At 58.4% G+C, this 17,253-nt stretch carries 15 protein-coding genes and 2 pseudogenes; 7 read left to right on the forward strand and 10 right to left on the reverse strand.

Annotated elements, in window-relative coordinates:
• Nucleotides 1-133: 133 nt before the first annotated feature.
• A complete protein-coding gene (locus CUR85_RS05030; RefSeq protein ID WP_067266940.1) occupies nt 134-1,588 on the reverse strand; it encodes an alanine/glycine:cation symporter family protein in 1,455 nt (484 codons plus the stop codon).
• Nucleotides 1,589-1,788: 200 nt separating this feature from the next.
• Here CUR85_RS05030 and CUR85_RS05035 point away from each other — a divergent pair.
• Nucleotides 1,789-2,679 (forward strand): annotated as a pseudogene (locus tag CUR85_RS05035) (IS110 family RNA-guided transposase); the annotation flags it as partial.
• A gap of 234 nt (nt 2,680-2,913) precedes the next feature.
• Here the strand turns inward: CUR85_RS05035 and CUR85_RS05040 are convergent.
• The 4 genes and pseudogenes from CUR85_RS05040 to CUR85_RS05055 form a co-directional block, all read right to left on the reverse strand.
• Nucleotides 2,914-3,510, reverse strand: a pseudogene (locus tag CUR85_RS05040) (IS3 family transposase); the annotation flags it as partial.
• 337 nt (nt 3,511-3,847) lie between these two features.
• A complete protein-coding gene (locus tag CUR85_RS05045; protein WP_067266938.1) occupies nt 3,848-5,125 on the reverse strand; it encodes a TRAP transporter large permease in 1,278 nt (425 codons plus the stop codon).
• A gap of 1 nt (nt 5,126) precedes the next feature.
• Nucleotides 5,127-5,600, reverse strand: coding sequence for a TRAP transporter small permease (locus CUR85_RS05050; protein WP_280322036.1), 474 nt, complete (start codon nt 5,598-5,600; stop codon nt 5,127-5,129).
• Nucleotides 5,601-5,748: 148 nt separating this feature from the next.
• A complete protein-coding gene (locus CUR85_RS05055; RefSeq protein WP_067266937.1) occupies nt 5,749-6,732 on the reverse strand; it encodes a TRAP transporter substrate-binding protein in 984 nt (327 codons plus the stop codon).
• A 396-nt stretch (nt 6,733-7,128) separates the two neighbouring features.
• Between CUR85_RS05055 and uxaC the strand changes: the two genes are divergently transcribed.
• Genes uxaC through CUR85_RS05070 form a run of 3 tightly spaced genes read left to right on the forward strand, consistent with a single transcriptional unit; the run spans nt 7,129 to nt 10,413 of the window.
• A complete protein-coding gene (gene uxaC, locus CUR85_RS05060; protein ID WP_067266935.1) occupies nt 7,129-8,535 on the forward strand; it encodes a glucuronate isomerase in 1,407 nt (468 codons plus the stop codon).
• A complete protein-coding gene (locus tag CUR85_RS05065) occupies nt 8,532-9,986 on the forward strand; it encodes a mannitol dehydrogenase family protein (protein ID WP_067266933.1) in 1,455 nt (484 codons plus the stop codon). Before uxaC ends, CUR85_RS05065 begins: the two co-directional genes overlap by 4 nt.
• 1 nt (nt 9,987) lies before the next feature.
• Complete coding sequence (locus tag CUR85_RS05070) at nt 9,988-10,413, forward strand: GlcG/HbpS family heme-binding protein (protein WP_067266931.1); 426 nt, start codon at nt 9,988-9,990, stop codon at nt 10,411-10,413.
• Here the strand turns inward: CUR85_RS05070 and CUR85_RS05075 are convergent.
• The 5 genes from CUR85_RS05075 to CUR85_RS05095 form a co-directional block, all read right to left on the reverse strand.
• Nucleotides 10,410-11,288 carry an NAD(P)-dependent oxidoreductase gene (locus tag CUR85_RS05075; protein WP_067266929.1) on the reverse strand — a complete coding sequence of 293 codons (879 nt, stop codon included), beginning with the start codon at nt 11,286-11,288 and terminating at the stop codon, nt 10,410-10,412. The two genes, CUR85_RS05070 and CUR85_RS05075, sit on opposite strands and share 4 nt — an antisense overlap.
• 73 nt (nt 11,289-11,361) lie before the next feature.
• Entirely contained in the window at nt 11,362-12,513 is a 1,152-nt protein-coding gene (uxuA, locus tag CUR85_RS05080; protein WP_067266927.1) for a mannonate dehydratase, read from the reverse strand.
• 12 nt (nt 12,514-12,525) lie between these two features.
• Nucleotides 12,526-13,437 (reverse strand): sugar kinase, encoded by a 912-nt coding sequence (locus tag CUR85_RS05085; protein ID WP_067266925.1) that lies wholly within the window; start codon nt 13,435-13,437, stop codon nt 12,526-12,528.
• A gap of 8 nt (nt 13,438-13,445) precedes the next feature.
• Nucleotides 13,446-13,757, reverse strand: coding sequence for a cupin domain-containing protein (locus CUR85_RS05090; RefSeq protein WP_067266924.1), 312 nt, complete (start codon nt 13,755-13,757; stop codon nt 13,446-13,448).
• A gap of 9 nt (nt 13,758-13,766) precedes the next feature.
• Nucleotides 13,767-14,510, reverse strand: coding sequence for an SDR family NAD(P)-dependent oxidoreductase (locus CUR85_RS05095; RefSeq protein WP_067266922.1), 744 nt, complete (start codon nt 14,508-14,510; stop codon nt 13,767-13,769).
• Between the two features lie 334 nt (nt 14,511-14,844).
• Here CUR85_RS05095 and CUR85_RS05100 point away from each other — a divergent pair, with 334 nt between their 5' ends.
• From CUR85_RS05100 to kduD, 3 genes are all read left to right on the forward strand, one after another.
• Complete coding sequence (locus tag CUR85_RS05100) at nt 14,845-15,540, forward strand: GntR family transcriptional regulator (protein WP_067266920.1); 696 nt, start codon at nt 14,845-14,847, stop codon at nt 15,538-15,540.
• Between the two features lie 72 nt (nt 15,541-15,612).
• A complete protein-coding gene (kduI, locus tag CUR85_RS05105) occupies nt 15,613-16,515 on the forward strand; it encodes a 5-dehydro-4-deoxy-D-glucuronate isomerase (RefSeq protein ID WP_280322049.1) in 903 nt (300 codons plus the stop codon).
• Complete coding sequence (kduD, locus tag CUR85_RS05110) at nt 16,436-17,191, forward strand: 2-dehydro-3-deoxy-D-gluconate 5-dehydrogenase KduD (RefSeq protein ID WP_067266909.1); 756 nt, start codon at nt 16,436-16,438, stop codon at nt 17,189-17,191. The genes kduI and kduD overlap by 80 nt, the downstream gene beginning before the upstream one ends.
• Nucleotides 17,192-17,253 lie beyond the last annotated feature (62 nt).

The following is a 17,253-nucleotide window of genomic DNA, read 5'->3' on the forward strand; positions in this document are numbered from 1 at the left end:
CCGTATCTACTGTGAGGCTGGCCATTTTCTAGGGCCAGCTCAAGCGCCTCCCGACTTCTTGCGGCGGCGAAATCCGCTTTAGAGTTCACGAAATGGCAAAGGCGAGGGGCCACCCCCTCGCCTTGCCTTGCGTTCAGTCAGGCTTGGCGCCTTCCGTTTCACGGGCAACATTGCTGTTCCAGATCGTGTGATCGACGCCATCGCCAAGCTCGGCATATTCGGCGATCCTGAACATCGGCTCTTTCCCCGCCTTGCGCTGCGCGAAATAGTCCCGCGTGAGTTTGGCGACGGTCTTGGACAGGATCAGGATGGCGATCAGGTTGACCGTCGCCATCAGCGCCATGGAGGCATCGGCGAAGTTGAACACGGTCGTGACCGCCTGCAACGAGCCCCAGACCACCATCGCGATCACAAGCGCCTTTAGCACGAGAAGCGGGATACGCTTGCCCATCCCAAGGAACTCCATCGCGTTCTCGGCATAGGAATAATTCCCGATGATCGAGGTAAAGGCGAAGAACAGGATGGCGATCCCGATGAAGATCGGACCGAATGCGCCGATATGCTGTTCCAAAGCGATCTGCGTCAGCGCCATGCCGGTCGCCGCACCTTCGGAATAGTCGACCACGCCCGACAGCAAGATCATCAGCGCCGTGGCCGTGCAGATCACCAGCGTATCTATAAAGACGCCAAGCCCCTGCACCAGCCCTTGACTGGACGGATGGTGCGGATCGGGCACCGCGACGGCGGCGATGTTCGGGGCCGAGCCCATGCCCGCCTCATTCGAGAACAGACCGCGCTTCACACCGTTGAGCAGGGCCACCATGAAGCCCCCCGTAAAGCCGCCTGCCGCCGCTTCGAAACCAAAGGCCGATTTGACGATCAAGGCCAGCATGGCGGGCACATCGGCGATGTTCAAAACCACGACGAGCAGCGCCACGACGATATAGAGCCCGGCCATAGCGGGAACGATCTTTTCCGCGACCCGCGCGATGGATTTGATCCCGCCGAAGATGACGATGCCCGCAAAACCGCCGACGACAAGGCCGGTGACGAGTTTGGGAATGGCAAAGGCTTCCTCCATCGCGACGGAGATCGAGTTTGCCTGTACCGCCGAGAAGATCAGGCCGAAGCTGATGATAAGGCAGACCGAAAAGACATAGCCCATGGCGTTCGACCCGATGCCCCGGGACATGTAGAAAGCCGGCCCGCCACGGTATTGCCCATCCGCGTTCCGAACCTTGTAAAGCTGCGCCAAGGTCGATTCCGCATAGGCCGTCGCCATGCCGACGAGCGCCACAACCCACATCCAGAACACAGCCCCCGGCCCACCGAGGTAGATCGCCACAGCCACCCCAGCGAGGTTGCCCGTACCGACCCGGCTGGCGAGAGAGATCGTCAGCGCCTGAAATGGTGAAATGCCCGCGGCGGAAGTGTCACGCGAGGATCTGACCACGCGAAAGAATTCGGCGAAATGCCGGAATTGCAGGAACCCAGTGCGCCAAGTGAAGTAAAGCCCGACAGCCAGCAGGCCATATACGAGGACGTAGCCCCATAAGACGGTGTTCAGGAAATCGACGATTGCGGTCATATTCTTGTCCCCCTCGTTTGCATGTTCAACAACTAACGCGTCGGCAGACAAGGGAAAGCTTTAAACCGAAATGAAAACGCCCGGCGGGCGTCAGTGATGGGCTTCGCAAAATATGCGCACCGCCGAGCGAATGTATGGTATTAACCTGCTACGCGATCAGATGAAGAATGACGCAGGCCGCGCATGGCCCGCGCGAGACTGCGACTCAGTTCTTTCACGATCCGTTGGTGACCGGGACCGCCGACATTCAGGAACTGTCAAAGACCCATGAGATCGTCTCCCGTTCGAAGACCGAGCTGTGGCATCGCATCCTGACACATTATCTGCCGCTCTACTTCCCCGAGGCCGAACGATTTCACCGGAATTCGAGAACCGACTGGTTCCTGGCTTTCCTCGAGAAGTATTCAACCCCGCATATGATCACGGCGATGAGCCGGGAGGCATTCATTGCCGATGCATGGAAAGTGGTTGGACGCAAAGTGTCCAAAGAGCGTTTGCTTTCAGATATTTATGCCACGGCCGTTGGCTCGGTGGGCTTGCCAGTTCAGCCGGATTCTGACGCTGTCCGCATGTTCCGCTTGGTGTTGGCTGAAGGCAGAAGCCTGATCCGACAGCGCGATATCATTGAGGCGCGGGCCGTCGAATTACTTTCGGACCTCCCCGATTATCAGCTGCTGACAACCATTCCCGGGATCGGCCCGATCAACGCCATGACCATCCTGGCCGAGGCCGGTGACCTGCGTCGTTTTCGCCATCACCGGCGGTTTCTGAAGTTCTGCGGCATGGACCTTGCCACCGTGCAGTCGGGCATGTTCCGCGGCCAGAGCCGGATCTCGAAGTACGGCAATGCCCGGTTGCGCCGCACGCTCTGGATGACCGGCCAGACCGCAGTACTGAAGCGGACCAACAGCTTCCGCGACAAGTTCGAGCGCTACATCTCCAAAGACCGTCACAATGCCCATCTGCGTCGCAAGGCCTACACCGCAATCGCAGCAAAGATGGCGCGCACCGTACACGCCGTGGTCAAACACGGCGCACCCTATCGCCCCTTCTTCGAGGGGGTGAGCCCAGGCGGAAGGACCTCTCTCTGATGAGCCGTGGAGGCAGTGTGCTGACCTCGTAGATAATGTTTGGGCCTTCTGCTTGGGAAATGGGATCTCGTATTAAGGACGGTGAGGGCCGCCATCGCGCGTACCCTGTGTTTGCTATGGAAGAGATCATTTCTTGACGGCAGAGCCCGTCTGGGCAAGGATTGTAGGGCATCCGGTTTGCCGGATGCCCCATGACCTGCTGACCTAAACAGCCGGAAGTTCCCGACATAGGACGTTGTCGCAGACTATGCATCCGGGTTTACCGTAGATCCGCACCAGCGCATCCAGCTCACGCGCAACACGCGCGCCCGAGATGCTGGTGTCAGCAATCAGGCACAGGTTTTCGCGGCTGCAATCGTCTATCACTGCCAGGATGCGGAATTTCCGGGATGGGCCGAAGCTGTCAGCCAGGAAGTCCAGAGACCAGCGCGCATTGGGGTACGCAGCCTCCGGCATCGGGGAGCGCGTTCCACGAGCCCGCTTGCGGCCGCGCCGCCGCTTCACTGACAACCCTTCTTCCCGGTAGAGCCGATACAGTTTCTTGCGGTTCATTCTCATGCCCTTGCTCTCAAGCAACACGCCAATCCGGCGGTAGCCGAACCGGCGCCGCTTTCCGGCGATCTCCTGCATCTCCTTGCGGATCTCAGGGCAGTCCGGCGGGCGTTCGCGCCGGACTGTCTTTGGGTCGACACCGACAAGCGCCGTCAGATACCTCGCGATCTCCTCAATCTCGCACGGCAGGTCTCGCTCATGCAGAACCGTGCCTTTGCCGTCGACAACACAAATCGCGCAGGACCGCAGCGACACATCCAAACCAGCATAATATTCCATTCGAAATCCCCCTTGTTCACAGTTTCCCAGTGATCCTATCGGGAACTCGACCTCAGTTCAGGGCCAGTCCAATTACGCATGCTTTGGGCCGCTCCTAGCGGCGCGGCCTATGCAGCAGTGGCGAAGAACTCTGCACCTCAATTGGTCAGCAAGCGCTCAACCTGTCTTTTGCTGCTAAGATCACTAAGGTCCGCTTTCCCGGCCTTCACCCACCGGCAATACTACAAGATGGATGAATGGGCGATTCAGTGGCGCTTCGCCGCTACGCTCTGCCCCGAGACAGTGGTAGGTCAGACCGAAAGCAGTGCCCCCCCGCCTTCAAGCGGGGAGCGCAAAATCAGAACAGCGACGGCAACCAAAGCGATACAGCCGGAACATAGGTCACCAAGATCAAAGCGCCGAGGATCGCGATGTAGAAGGGCCAGATCGATTTCAACGCCGTTTCGATCTTGATTCGACCGACCGCACATCCCACGAACAAACAGGTTCCGACGGGCGGTGTACAGAGGCCGAGGCCGAGGTTCATCAACATCATGATGCCGAATTGCGTCGGGTCCATGCCAAGACCCTTTGCGATAGGCAGAAAGATCGGTGTGCAGATCAGAATAAGGGCGGCCATATCCATGATCATTCCGAGCACTAGCAGGATCACGTTGATCATCAGCAAAATGATGATGGGGTTATCCGAGATCAAAACCAAGGCTTCGCTGAGGCGGGCAGGTACTTGGTAGAGGGCCAGCAGATAGGCAAACGAGCTGGCAAAGGCGATAAGGATCATGACCATCGACGTCGTGCGCACGGTACCGACCAAAGCGATCTTGAAGGAGTGCCACGTCAGGCTCCGATAGTAGAACTTGGTCAAAAGGATTGCGTAGATCGCACCGAAGGCACCGGATTCCGTCACGGTAAACACACCCGACAGCGTACCGCCGACGATAATCACGGCTGTCAAAAAGCCGGGTATCGCGTCGGCGGCACTGCGTCCAACCTCACGCCATCCGGGGAATGGCTCGGATGGATAGTTATGTTTGACGGAAAGGATATAGGCGGCGATCGCAAGGCTGATGCACATCAACAGACCGGGGACGACCCCAGCAAGGAACAGTTTGGAGACAGAGATCCCGCCACCGGCGGCAACGGCGAAGATGATCATGTTGTGGCTGGGAGGGATGACAATCCCGGCGATGGACGACGTCACCGTGACATTCACCGCAAAGTCGGGCCGGTATCCACGCTCTTTCATAACGGGGACAAGGATCGATCCAAGCGCCGAGATATCCGCCACGGCAGAGCCGGAGATGCCGCCGAACAGCATAGACGAAAAGATATTCACCATCGCAAGGCCGCCCTTGAGGTGCCCTACGAGGGCCGAGGCGAGCTTGACCAGTCTCGCAGCAATCCCGCCGTGAAGCATAATCTCGCCCGCGAGTACGAAGAAGGGGATCGCCAGCAGGGAGAAGACCGAAACGCCCGCTGTCGCACGCTGGAAAGTGATGAGCATCGGAAAGCCTTCGATCCAGAAGGCAGAGGCGGCAGCGATGCCCATGGCAAAGGCGACGGGCAAGCCGATGAAGACGCCGATGGCAAACACAAGCAAAAGGATCATCAGGCCCATATCAGGACTCCTGCGTTTCGAATTGGGGATGCCAATCGGAATAGGTAAGAATGCGAATGATGCCGCGCGTGCCCGCATGCAGCACGATCAAGGCGCCGCACAGGGTGATGGCGAGGGTGCGAAAGCTTTCGGGGATTTCCAGCATAGGCAGGTTGGAATCCCAGCCGAATATCATCAATTGCGTGCCTGCGTAAAACATGACGCCACCGAACGCGGCGAGGATAAAGTCGATTGCCATCATGATGACTTTTTGCACCGGAATGGGCATGACGTCGCGAAACAGTGTGACGCCCAGATGGGTGTTGTCCCGAACCCCGCGGCAGCGCCCAAAAATGCAATGTAGCAGATCAGAAGCAAGGCAAGCTGCTCGACCCAAGTTGGCGTGGCGTTCAAAACATAGCGGCCAAAGACCAGCCAGCCGAATGTAACGATTAGAACGACGAGGGCGATACACGCCGTCAGAATGCTGGCCCATTGAACGGCCGCCAGTACGGTTTCACATCTTTTCAGAACGGTCTTCTTGCCACTCATAACAGTCTCGCCGTGTTCAGTTTTTTGTCCGATGCAAAACAGCCCGCGCCGCAAAGGACACGGGCCGTTTCATTCATTCACTCAAAGCAGGTTCACTCAGCGTTGCGGATCATGTCCACCAACGGCGCAAGATCAGGGTTCGCCTCAAGGAAGCTTTCGTAAACCGGTGTCATCTTGGCTTGGAAAGGCGCCTTGTCTTCCACGGTGTTCACGATTGTACCGCCGGCCTTGACAGTCTCCATCGAAGCCGCTTCGCGGGCCTGCCACAGTTCACGCTGCAATTCGGTAGAGGCTTGTCCCGCCTCTTTCACGATCTTTTGCTGCTCGGGTGTCAAAGAGTCGAAAGTCTTTTTCGACATGCAAAGGCACTCGGGAATGATCAGGTGCTCGGTCAGCGAGTAGTATTTTGCGACCTCATAGTGGCTTGTCGATTCGTAAGAGGGCGGGTTGTTCTCCGCGCCATCGACGACGCCTGTCTGGATCGACTGGTACACTTCGGAGAATGCCATCGGCGTCGCGTTGCCGTCCATGGATTCGACCATCTGCACGAAGAGGTCGTTGCTCATCACTCGGATTTTCAGACCTTCGACATCGGCCGGCGTGTTGATCGGGCGGGCGGAGTTGTAGAAGGACCGGGCGCCAGCGTCATACCAGCCAAGCGGCTCAACACCGCGGGCGCGCATGCCTTCGGAAATCGCCTCGCCCACTTCGCCATCCATCAGTTTGTACATCTGCGGGATCGAAGAGAAGATGAACGGCAGCGAAACGACGTTGGCCTCCGGCACGGAAGTTCCGAACGGGCCAAGGCTGAATTCACCGAAATCCAATACGCCGAGGCGAAGCTGTTCGATCGCGTCAGGCTGGCTGCCCAGAACGCCATTGTGGAAAGTCTTTGCCGTCAATTCGCCGCCCGTGGCCTCAGAGATGGACTCTGCGAAAAAGTCCATGGCGATAGACACCGGATATTCCTCAACGTGAATGTTCCAGCCTCTGAGCTCTTTCGCCGAAACGGATGTCGCCGCGAGTGCGATACAACTGCCGAGCAGTGCGCTGCGAAGTGTAAAACCTATTGTCATGTGATCCTCCCAGATACGTTTGACTATTTGGAACGTTGATGTGCCCTCCCACATCACTCGCTCACCATAACAGGTATACTAGTATGGCCTGTCCGTGTTTGAGTCAATTATCCATCTGCGAAAGTGGTATTTTTTGCACGAGACCGCGGTTTTTACTAAGGTTTTTAGGGGGTCAGTGATCGATCCGCGTCTCTTGTTAGGGGGGGCGGTTATTTATCGGGCACCCTACCATCGCTCGAACTGGCGGGTGCAAAGGATCACGCTCAACCTCTGACTTTCTTTCACCAGCTGTAGGAAAGACTTCGAACAGAAGAAGGTCATCAGTTCCTTATATCACGTGACAGATCAACCCGTGCTGACTAGAATACCAGATGCGACATCAGCAAAGGCCCCGTGATGACCCTGCTTCACCCCGACCGCTTGTTTCCGGTTGAACCCAAGCTAAGAGAACTGGCACGCACGCTTTATGATGGGGTGCGCGATCTACCCATCATCAGCCCTCATGGCCATACTGATCCGCGCTGGTTCGCGGAAAACAAAGCTTTCGCCAACCCGCCCGAGCTGTTCGTCACGCCCGATCACTATGTGTTCCGGATGCTCCATTCTCAGGGGATCGCGTTGGAGGATCTGGGTGTGCCGCGCGTCGATGGCGGCGCCGTCGAACAAGACCCGCGTAAGATTTGGCAATTGTTTGCAAGCAACTATCACCTGTTCCGCGCCACACCTTCGCGCATTTGGATCGACCAGGCGCTGCAAGAGGTCTTTGGCGTCACCCAGCGTTTGTCTGCGACCACGGCTGACGAGATTTACGACCAGATCGACGATTGCCTCGCGCAAGAGACCTACCGCCCCCGTGCGCTGTTCGAACGCTTCAACATCGAAGCAATCTCCACTACCGAAAGCGCGATTGATGACCTGCGCTGGCACCGCATGATACGGGAAGGCGGCTGGTCGGGAAGGGTGGTCACGGCCTACCGGCCCGATGCCGTGATCGACCCCGAGTTTGAAGGATTCGCCGACAATGTCGCGACCTTGGGCGAACTGGCCGGTGAAGATACGACCACTTGGGCCGGATACCTTGCCGCCCATCGAAACAGGCGTGCCTATTTCAAGGAGTTCGGGGCCACGTCCACAGATCATGGCCATCCCACCGCCCGAACCGAGGACCTCTCGCAAGAGGCAGCCGCCGCCCTGTTCGACAAAGCCCTGCGTGGCGCCTGTACGCAGGAAGAGGCGGATGCGTTTCGCGGTCATATGCTGACTGAAATGGCACGGATGTCGCTGGATGACGGATTGGTCCTGCAAATTCACCCCGGGTCCTATCGCAATCACAGCGGGCCGATCATGGAACGCTTTGGCCGGGACAAAGGCTATGACATCCCAACGCGCACCGATTATGTCCACGCGCTGCGCCCTTTGCTGAACGCCGTGGGGCAAGACCCGAAAATGACCATCATCGTTTTCACTCTGGATGAGACGGCGTTCGCGCGGGAGCTTGCGCCCTTGGCTGGAGTCTATCCCGCGCTGAAACTGGGGCCGCCGTGGTGGTTTCACGACAGCGCCGAAGGCATGCGGCGGTTTCGCGAAACGGTCACGGAAACGGCGGGTTTCTACAATACCGTGGGCTTCAACGATGACACGCGGGCCTTCTGCTCAATCCCCGCGCGGCACGATGTTGCGCGGCGCGTCGATTGCAGTTTTCTGGCCACGCTGGTTGAGACAGGCCGACTTGACCGTGACGAAGCCGACGAAGTGGCCCATGACCTGTCCTACGGGTTGGCCAAGGCGGCCTATAAACTATGACTCAACCCCGTCTGCAACGCTCGACCGATCCGCGTCCGAAAACCGGTATTGTCCATCTCGGCCTGGGTGCATTCTTTCGGGCTTTCGGCGCACCGATAACCAGCGATGCCATGGTGGCAAGTGGCGGCGATTGGGGGATCGTCGGGGTCTCTCTTCGCAGTTCGGGTCTGCGTGACGCTTTGCGGGATCAGGGCTGGGCCTACACCGCCGTTTCCGTAGGAGCGGAGGCGGAAACCCCGCGTGTGATCGAGATCCTGAATGACGTGCTCGTCGCACCGCAAAACCCTGACGCGGTGTTGAAAGCGATCGCCGAAGCGGATGTGCGTATCGTGACCCTAACGGTGACCGAAAAGGGCTATTGCCACGTCCCCGCGACGGGAAAACTGGACCGCGATCACCCCGATATCGCACATGATTTGACGAGCCAGCTTCCTAGATCCGCCATCGGATACATCGTGCGCGCTTTGGCGGAACGTAAGCGCGCGGGCGCACCGGCTTTCACAGTGATGAGCTGCGATAACCTTCCCCAGAACGGTCGGCTTTTGCGCGGGCTGATCCTTGAGTTTGCGGCCCTCGTAGACCCTGAGTTGGAGCGCTGGATCGCCGAGAACGCCCGGTTTCCCTGCACGATGGTTGACCGTATCACGCCTGCGACAACCCAAGATGACATTGCGCGGGTCGCCGCGCTGACGGGCCGCTATGATGCCGCGCCGGTTGTGCATGAGCCCTTTGCCCAATGGGTTATCGAAGACAGCTTTGTCGCGAATGCACGGCCCGATTGGGCCGCCGCGGGTGCCGAACTGGTGGCCGATGTCGCTTTCCACGAAGAAATGAAGCTGCGAATGCTGAACGGCGCGCATTCCGCTCTGGCCTACACAGGTTATCTGACAGGATATGAAACCATTTCCGACACCGTGGCCGATCCTGTGTTCGAGCGGTTTGTTCACGGTCTTTGGGCTGAGATTATGCCGACGGTCACAGCACCGGCAGGCGTGGATCTGAGCGATTATGCCACCGCATTGTTCACCCGTTTCGCAAATCCCAATATCCGGCACCGCACATGGCAAATCGCAATGGATGGCAGCCAGAAACTGCCACAACGGTTGCTGGGAACCATGGGCGACGCTCATCAATCCGGCCGCGATACACCGCTCATGTGTTTGGCGGTTGCGGCATGGATGTTCTATGTGCGCGGCATCGATGAGGCGGGCGATGCCATCGATCTTCGCGACCCTCTGGCCAGCGAGCTCCATGCACTGACCGCCAATGCAGACGGCCCGGAAGCAACCGTAACCGCGCTGCTGGGAATGAGCGCGGTGTTCCCCGAAGGCTTGGCGCATCAACTGAAAGCACCTTTGACCGCCGCCGCGAAAGAGGTTTGGGCCTTTGGCGTGCGCAGGGCGATTGAACGGGCCGTTAGTGCCCCACAAGAAATAGAAGAAAGAACATAGAATGCAGACTATTCACCGTCTTGATTGCGACGACGCGCAGCGCATTATCGAAGCCGCAAGGAAACACGCCGAGGCAATCGGCGTGCCGATGTGCATCGCGGTCATGGATGAAAGCTGTCACTTGATCGGGTTTCTACGCATGGATGGAGGGAAAATCCCCAGCATCACGATGGCCATCGACAAATGCTTTACCGCGACGGGAACCCAGAAGCCGACGCAGGCCTTGGCCGAACCCAGCATGCCGGGCGGCCCGGTCTACGGGCTCACCTCCGCCCATGGCGGGCGTTTTGTCGTGATTGCAGGCGGGCTGCCGATATTCAAGGATGGCGAAGTGATCGGGGGTATCGGCGTAAGTTCGGGAACACCGGCCCAAGACCTTGAGGTCGCGCAGGCCGGTGTTGACGCGTTTGACGCAAAAGACGCCTAGCCTTTAAGCTTCAGGAAATAATCAAAAATTTCGGGCACGTTGCCATCGCTCATGCCCGCATCGACGGCGGCCTGAAGGTTATGCGACGTGCCTTCGGCAATCTCGGACCGCGTGCCAAGATCGCTGACCATTTCAAGGAAATAGGTGATGTCCTTGTTGGCATTCGCCAATGAGAACCCAAGGTCGCTTACACCATCGACGGCGTATTTCTTACAGAACTGCATGAAGGGGGAATTGGACGGGCCTGCCGACATGATCTCGAACAACTGCGCAGTGTCGAGGCCCGCACGGTCGGCAACGGCGAAGGCTTGGCTCATGGCGCTGACGGTCGTCATGCCCATAAAGTTGTTGATCAATTTCGTCGTATGCCCCGCACCGAGCGCGCCAACGTAGAATACGTTTTCACCCAGAATATCGAGCACCGGTTTGACCGAGGCGAATATGTCCTCATCCCCTGCGGCCATGATATTCAGCAACCCATCCTTGGCGTGGGCAGGTGTACGGCCCAATGGCGCATCGATCATGCCCGCGCCTTTGGCGGCGAGGTCGGCACCGATCCTGCGCGTGGAGGCCGGAATGGATGTGCCGAAATCGATCAGAACGGCGCCCTTTTTGATCCCAGCCAAGATGCCATCGTCGCCGTAGACCAGGCTTTCCACGACGTCGGAGGTGGTGACGCAAAGCATGATGATGTCGCAAGCCTCCGCCATCTCCCGAGGGGTGGCCACCTCGCGGGCTCCGCGGGCAACTGCCGCATCAACTGCCTTTCTATTGCGGCCCATGATAACGGGTTCGATGCCGTTCTTTTGAAGGCATTCGACCATATTGCCGCCCATGAGGCCGAGCCCGATAAAGCCGATAACAGGGTTTTCCATTTTCTACTCCTAGACGAACAAGTAATCTCTTGCCTTACCTTACGTTCATACAGACTAGTATACTAGAAGAAAGTCATCTGTTCAGGACAGTGATGATCCCGCGCAGTTCGGCCAAGCCGCGCAACCGCCCGATAAGGGTATAGCCGGGCTGGGTTTCCGTTTCGGCATCCGACAAAAGGGCGTGACCGTGATCCGCACGAAAAGGGATCTCAGCATTGCGTAGCCTCTCGGCCTTCAGGATTTCATCCACCACCGCGACCATGTCGACATCGCCCGTCAAATGGGCCGCCTCGCTAAACGACCCGTCGTGCGATTTAGCCACGTTACGCAGATGGACAAAGTGGATGCGATCCGCAAAGGCGCGGGCAATTCGGGGCACGTCGTTATCCGCATGAGACCCGAGCGAGCCGCTACAAAGCGTCAGGCCATTCGCAGGCTCAGGGTGGGCGTTCATGATCCAGTCGATAGCGCTTTGCGTCGATACGATGCGGGGCAGGCCCAGAATGTCGCGTGGGGGATCATCGGGGTGGATGCACATGCGAATGCCAAGCTCGGCTGCGGCCGGAATGATTTCCGCCAGAAACCGCGCGAGATTTGCGCGCAGATCATCATGGGTCAGCCCGTCGTATGTGGTTAGAACCTCGCGCAACCCGCTGATATCGTACCTGTCATACGCCCCCGGAAGGCCGGACATGATCGCGTGCAAGAGCGACGCCTTGTCCTCTTGTGAAGCCGTGTCATGCCACGCGCGGCCCTGACGGACGGCATCGGGGTGATAGGTTTCCGCTGCATCCTCGCGCCCCAGCATATGAATTTCGAACGCGGCCATCTTGGCTGCTGAAAAGTGCAGACAAGTGCCACCGCGCGCGACAGGTGCCGTTAGGTCGGTGCGGGTCCAATCAAGGATCGGCATGAAGTTGTAGCAGACGGTGGTGATGCCTTCGGCGGCAAGGTTCGCGAGGGATTGTCGGTAGTTTTCGAACAGGCCCGGCAGATCACCGGTCCCGCGTTTGATGTCTTCGTGAACGGGCAGGCTTTCGACGACATCCCATGTGAACCCGGCCGCCGAAATCTCGTTCCGGCGTTTGGAAATGGCGTCACGGGTCCAGACTTCGCCGTAGGGGATCGCATGCAGCGCGCTCACGATGCCCGCCGCCCCTGTCTGTGCGACCTGATCCAGCGGAATAGGGTCGAACTCACCGAACCAGCGCCAAGTCTCCCGCATCCTTCCGCCCTTTCAAATTTTGGATGGGCCCAGATTGATGTCGACCAACGCCCCACGGCCCTGAACGACTGCGCCGGACAAACGACAGGCCGTCGCGATACTGTCTGACAATGGCTGCCCACCGACATGCCCCGCAAGGATTGCCGCGTTGAAGCTGTCACCGGCAGCCGTGGAATCCACCACATGCGTTACCGGTGCGACGGCAATAGTTCCGCGATCCTCTGGACTGACATAGTAGACGTCACCGGCGCCATTCTTGACGACTACGATGCTTGCCCCTGCCGCGCCGTAGCGATCTGCCGTGGCTTGTGGGGACGTATCCTCGAACCAATCCGCCTCATCCTCGAACGAGGGTAGGACAATGTCGGACACCGCAGCACCCGCCATGATGACCGAAAGCATCGTGTCGCTATCGTCCCAAAGACGGGGGCGAAGATTGGGGTCGAATGCGATCGTTTTGCCGCTGGCACGAGCCGCTTTCAAAGCAGAAATGAACGCGTCGCGGTCGCCAGCCTCAAGGATCGCCAAGGTGATCCCTGAGAAATAGATTAGATCATGCGCGTCAATCGCGCGTTCCAATGCGGGGAGGTCAGCGGCCAGTTTGCGGGCCGCCGATTGACCACGCCAATAGGAGAAACTCCGTTCGCCATTCTCCAAAGAGATCAGGTAGAGGCCCACGGTCCGGTTCGGCACCTCGACACAATAGCTGTCATCGACGCCGGCAGCTGTGATCGTATCACGCAGCTGGCCTGATATCGCGTCATCCCCCAGCCCCGTAAAATAGGACACTTGGCTGTCGGGGGCGATGCGCGCCAAATACCACGCGGTGTTGAACGTATCTCCCGCAAACCCAAGTTTGAACGCCCCCGCATCCTCCTGCGGGGAAAGCTCGGCCATACATTCGCCTATGGATAAAATCCGCATACCGAAGGCTACAGGAAATCGTCACGCCGAGGCGTGAAACAGTCGATCAACGTGCCCGGCTCAAGGCAGACGCATCCATGGGTCAGTTGGGTCGGAATGACAAAGCTATCACCGGGCCCCACCTCTTTTTCGACATCGCCAAGGGTGAAGCGGAAACGCCCTGTCTCGACATATGTCGACTGCACATGCGGGTGATTATGCAGCGCGCCAACCGCGCCGGTTTTTGCAAAGCGGAACGCCACGACCATCATCTCAGGATGGTCCGAGAGCACTTGGCGGGTGACGTTTTCGCCGGTGGAAACAACAGGAAAATCGGCCATCTTCGATCCTTAGCTGAACAGCATACCGCCATTGATGTCGATATTTGTCCCCGTGAGGAAGGCACTGTCATCGCAGGCGAGGAAGAGCGCAGCACTGGCTACATCATCCACGGTGCCTTGGCGTTTCAGCGGGGCGTTCGCCTCGTACCCGCGACGGCCCGCATCGGGCGTGTGGATGTTGTGGAAATCCGTGTCGATCATGCCGGGACAAAGCGCGTTTACGCGCACATCGGGCCCAAGCTCTTTGGCCAAACCGCGGGTCATGGTCACAATGGCACCCTTGGAGGACGCATAGGCCACCGAACCGGGGCCGCCGCCATCACGCGCCGCCTGACTGGCAAGGTTCACGATCGTCCCCGTTTTGATGTGTTCCAAGCAGGCTTTGGTCATCATGAATGTGCTGGTCAGATTCAGCGACATGACCGCATTCCAGTGATCAAGGTCCATCTCCGCCAGTGTTTTGCGTGCGATCAGCCCGCCTGCGTTGTTCACCAGGATATCAATACCGCCGAATGCTTCGAGCGTTTTTGCCACCAGATCATCGACGTCTGCCTGTTTGTTCAGATCACCCTGAACCGCAATTGCCTTGCCGCCAGCGGCTTCGATCTTGGCAACCACATCGTCGGCACCTGTGGAGCTGGCGAAATAGTTGATCGCGACATTCGCGCCTTCTTCCGCAAATTTGAGCGCGACCGCCGCCCCGATATCCCGACCACCGCCAGTGATGATGGCTGTTTTTCCTGCAAGTTTCATAAATCTACTTTCTTCTGACTGGCGTGGCACAACAATATGTTGGCCGGTTTCTGCGAAGCGTCCAAAGCAGCGCGATCCATCGTATCGGCATATGCTGGGCGGCGCGGGAAATGCCCCCCGCCCAGTAATTTACAACACGTCTCGCCGCGAACTTCGGTCGAATCAACTCGATCTGAGTACTAGCATACTAGTCATTTATTGAGTAGGGTATCCCTAGACTTCTGGATCTGGCGGCTTCAAAGAAGCAAAAGTGAGTGAGCCGCTCCTGTGGGGCCAGTATGCCCAATGCCACGAGACGGCGAAATTCACGGCCCCTTTAAGAGAAGGTAGCGACATGGCGAAGGTAACCAAATTGAGCGAGCGGCGCACCAGCGTCGATGAGGTGTTCGATTACCTGCACAGCGAAATTTCGACATTGGCATTGCTTCCCGGCGACAAGATCTCCGAGGCGGAGATCGCAACGAAATTCGGTTTTTCGCGCCAACCCGTGCGCGATGCCTTTAGCCGGTTGGCGAATTTAGACCTGCTGTTGATCCGCCCGCAACGCGCAACTGAGGTAAAGCGGTTCTCCATGCGGGAGATCGAGAAATCCCGCTTCGTGCGCGCTTCTGTGGAATACGAAGTTCTGCGCCGCGCCGCTGCAAAATGCGATGCCGATGGTACGGCAAAGATCGACGCGGCCCTAAAGCTGCAAGAGCAGGCGATACAGGACCACGATGTCGATGGCTTCGGCAAGCTGGACTATGAGTTTCATGAAACCCTTTGCGGCATCGCGGATGCAGAATTCGCCTTCGACGTGATTATGCGGGAGAAGGCGAAAGTAGACCGCCTGTGTCGGCTTGGGTTGTCTAAGGAACAGCGCATGCCTGAGCTTTTGGCGGATCACAAAGCAATCGCAGAGGCGGTCAAGGCGCATGATGCAGACCAGGCTGTCGCCGCAGGGGCGCTGCATTTGTCACGTCTCGATGAGACGATCCAAAGCATCACCGATACCAACGCCAGCTATTTCGAAACATTTGAGGACCAGTAGGGGCACGGGAGTACCCCTACAAAGCAAGGCCTATTAGAGCCTTCGATCATTCAGGCATCACGGGAGGAAACGATGCATAAGACCAACCTACGCCGCGCAATTGATCCGCGCCACGCCAAGACGATGAGCAGCGCGGAACTGCGTGCGGAGTTCATGATCGAAGACCTGTTCAAGGATGACGAGGTCAATCTGACATACACCCAATATGACCGCATGATCGTGGGGGGCGCCAAGCCGAAAAGCGGGCCGCTCGCGATTGATGCGGTCGACCAGACGGGCACGCCATCTTGGCTGGATCGCCGCGAGGCTGTGTTGGTCAATCTCGGCACAGGCGGCACTGTTGAGGCGGGCGGAGAGACATATTCCTTAGGCCGCTGCGACATGCTGTATCTTGGCATGGGAACCGGCGCCGTAACGCTCAGCGGAGAGGACGCGTATTTTTATATCATCTCCGCCCCCGCCCACCGCGCCATTCCTGCGCAACTGGTAACCATCGACGATGCACGGCAGGTTCCGCTCGGGTCGCGCGATACCTGCAACGAGCGTGTCATCTACCAGTTCATCCATCCCGAGGGGATCGAGAGCTGCCAGATCGTCATGGGAATGACGAAACTCGCCCCCGGTTCGATCTGGAACACGATGCCCGCGCATGTGCATGAACGCCGCTCCGAAGCCTATATCTACATCGATCTGCCCGAAGATCAGAACGTCGTGCATTTGATGGGTGAACCGGATGAGACCCGCCACATGATCGTGCGCAACGAACAGGCGGTTCTGTCCCCCCGTGGTCGATACACAGCGGCGCTGGCACGGCTGCTTATTCCTTTATCTGGGCGATGGCGGGCGACAATATGGCCTTCACCGATATGGATATGGTCGCGATGGAAGACCTCAAATGAGCCGCTTTTCACTGCAGGGAAGCCGCGCATTTGTGACCGGCGCGAACACAGGCATCGGTCAGGCAATCGCGATTGATATGGCAGCCCAAGGCTGTCACGTCATCGCGGTGGGTCGGTCCAGCATGGCGGACACGCTAAAGGCTATTGCCGAAGCAGGTGGCAAAGCTGATGCGGTGCAGGCCGATCTGGGAACGGTCGCAGGCGCGGTCGCCGCGTTCGAACAGGCTGTGGCCGAGTTCGGGCCGATTGATACACTGGTTAACAACGCAGGCATCATCCGCCGCGCGGATAGTCTGGTGTTCACGGAGGCCGATTGGGACGCCGTGATGGATATCAACCTCAAGGTCGTCTTCTTCCTCAGCCAAGCCTTTGCCAAGGCGCGCGTGACGGCACAACAAGGCGGCAGTGTAATCAACGTTGCATCACTGCTCTCGTTTCAGGGCGGCATTCGCGTGCCATCCTATACAGCATCGAAAAGCGCCGTGGCGGGGCTTACGAAAACCCTGTCTAACGAGTGGTCGGCACAGGGGATCACGGTGAATGCTGTCGCGCCGGGCTATGTCGTCAGCAACAACACCGCAGACCTGCGCGCAGACCCCGAGCGGAACAAAGCGATCCTCGACCGTATCCCACTGGGTCGCTGGGCCGAGCCCGAGGATATCGCGGGTGCGGTCACGTTCCTCGCCTCCCCCGCCGCGCGTTATGTCACGGGGATTACGTTGCCTGTCGATGGCGGCTGGCTGGGGCGGTAGAGCGGGGCGCCAACTCACGCTCGAATGGCGTCCGCCCTCTTTATAGGATGAACAAATCGGTC

The organism is Sulfitobacter faviae (genome assembly GCF_029870955.1).
GTDB classification, from domain to species: Bacteria; Pseudomonadota; Alphaproteobacteria; order Rhodobacterales; family Rhodobacteraceae; genus Sulfitobacter; species Sulfitobacter faviae.

Coding starts and splice junctions, on each gene's coding strand:
- CUR85_RS05075 (WP_067266929.1), bottom strand. CDS start 11,288: ATGGAAAACCCTGTTATCGGCTTTATCGGGCTCGGCCTCATGGGCGGC.
- CUR85_RS05045 (WP_067266938.1), bottom strand. CDS start 5,125: ATGGGCCTGATGATCCTTTTGCTTGTGTTTGCCATCGGCGTCTTCATC.
- CUR85_RS05090 (WP_067266924.1), bottom strand. CDS start 13,757: ATGGCCGATTTTCCTGTTGTTTCCACCGGCGAAAACGTCACCCGCCAA.
- CUR85_RS05095 (WP_067266922.1), bottom strand. CDS start 14,510: ATGAAACTTGCAGGAAAAACAGCCATCATCACTGGCGGTGGTCGGGAT.
- CUR85_RS05030 (WP_067266940.1), bottom strand. CDS start 1,588: ATGACCGCAATCGTCGATTTCCTGAACACCGTCTTATGGGGCTACGTC.
- CUR85_RS05050 (WP_280322036.1), bottom strand. CDS start 5,600: ATGGGCCAGCATTCTGACGGCGTGTATCGCCCTCGTCGTTCTAATCGT.
- CUR85_RS05085 (WP_067266925.1), bottom strand. CDS start 13,437: ATGCGGATTTTATCCATAGGCGAATGTATGGCCGAGCTTTCCCCGCAG.
- CUR85_RS05100 (WP_067266920.1), top strand. CDS start 14,845: ATGGCGAAGGTAACCAAATTGAGCGAGCGGCGCACCAGCGTCGATGAG.
- CUR85_RS05070 (WP_067266931.1), top strand. CDS start 9,988: ATGCAGACTATTCACCGTCTTGATTGCGACGACGCGCAGCGCATTATC.
- kduI (WP_280322049.1), top strand. CDS start 15,613: ATGCATAAGACCAACCTACGCCGCGCAATTGATCCGCGCCACGCCAAG.
- uxuA (WP_067266927.1), bottom strand. CDS start 12,513: ATGCGGGAGACTTGGCGCTGGTTCGGTGAGTTCGACCCTATTCCGCTG.
- CUR85_RS05065 (WP_067266933.1), top strand. CDS start 8,532: ATGACTCAACCCCGTCTGCAACGCTCGACCGATCCGCGTCCGAAAACC.
- CUR85_RS05055 (WP_067266937.1), bottom strand. CDS start 6,732: ATGACAATAGGTTTTACACTTCGCAGCGCACTGCTCGGCAGTTGTATC.
- kduD (WP_067266909.1), top strand. CDS start 16,436: ATGAGCCGCTTTTCACTGCAGGGAAGCCGCGCATTTGTGACCGGCGCG.
- uxaC (WP_067266935.1), top strand. CDS start 7,129: ATGACCCTGCTTCACCCCGACCGCTTGTTTCCGGTTGAACCCAAGCTA.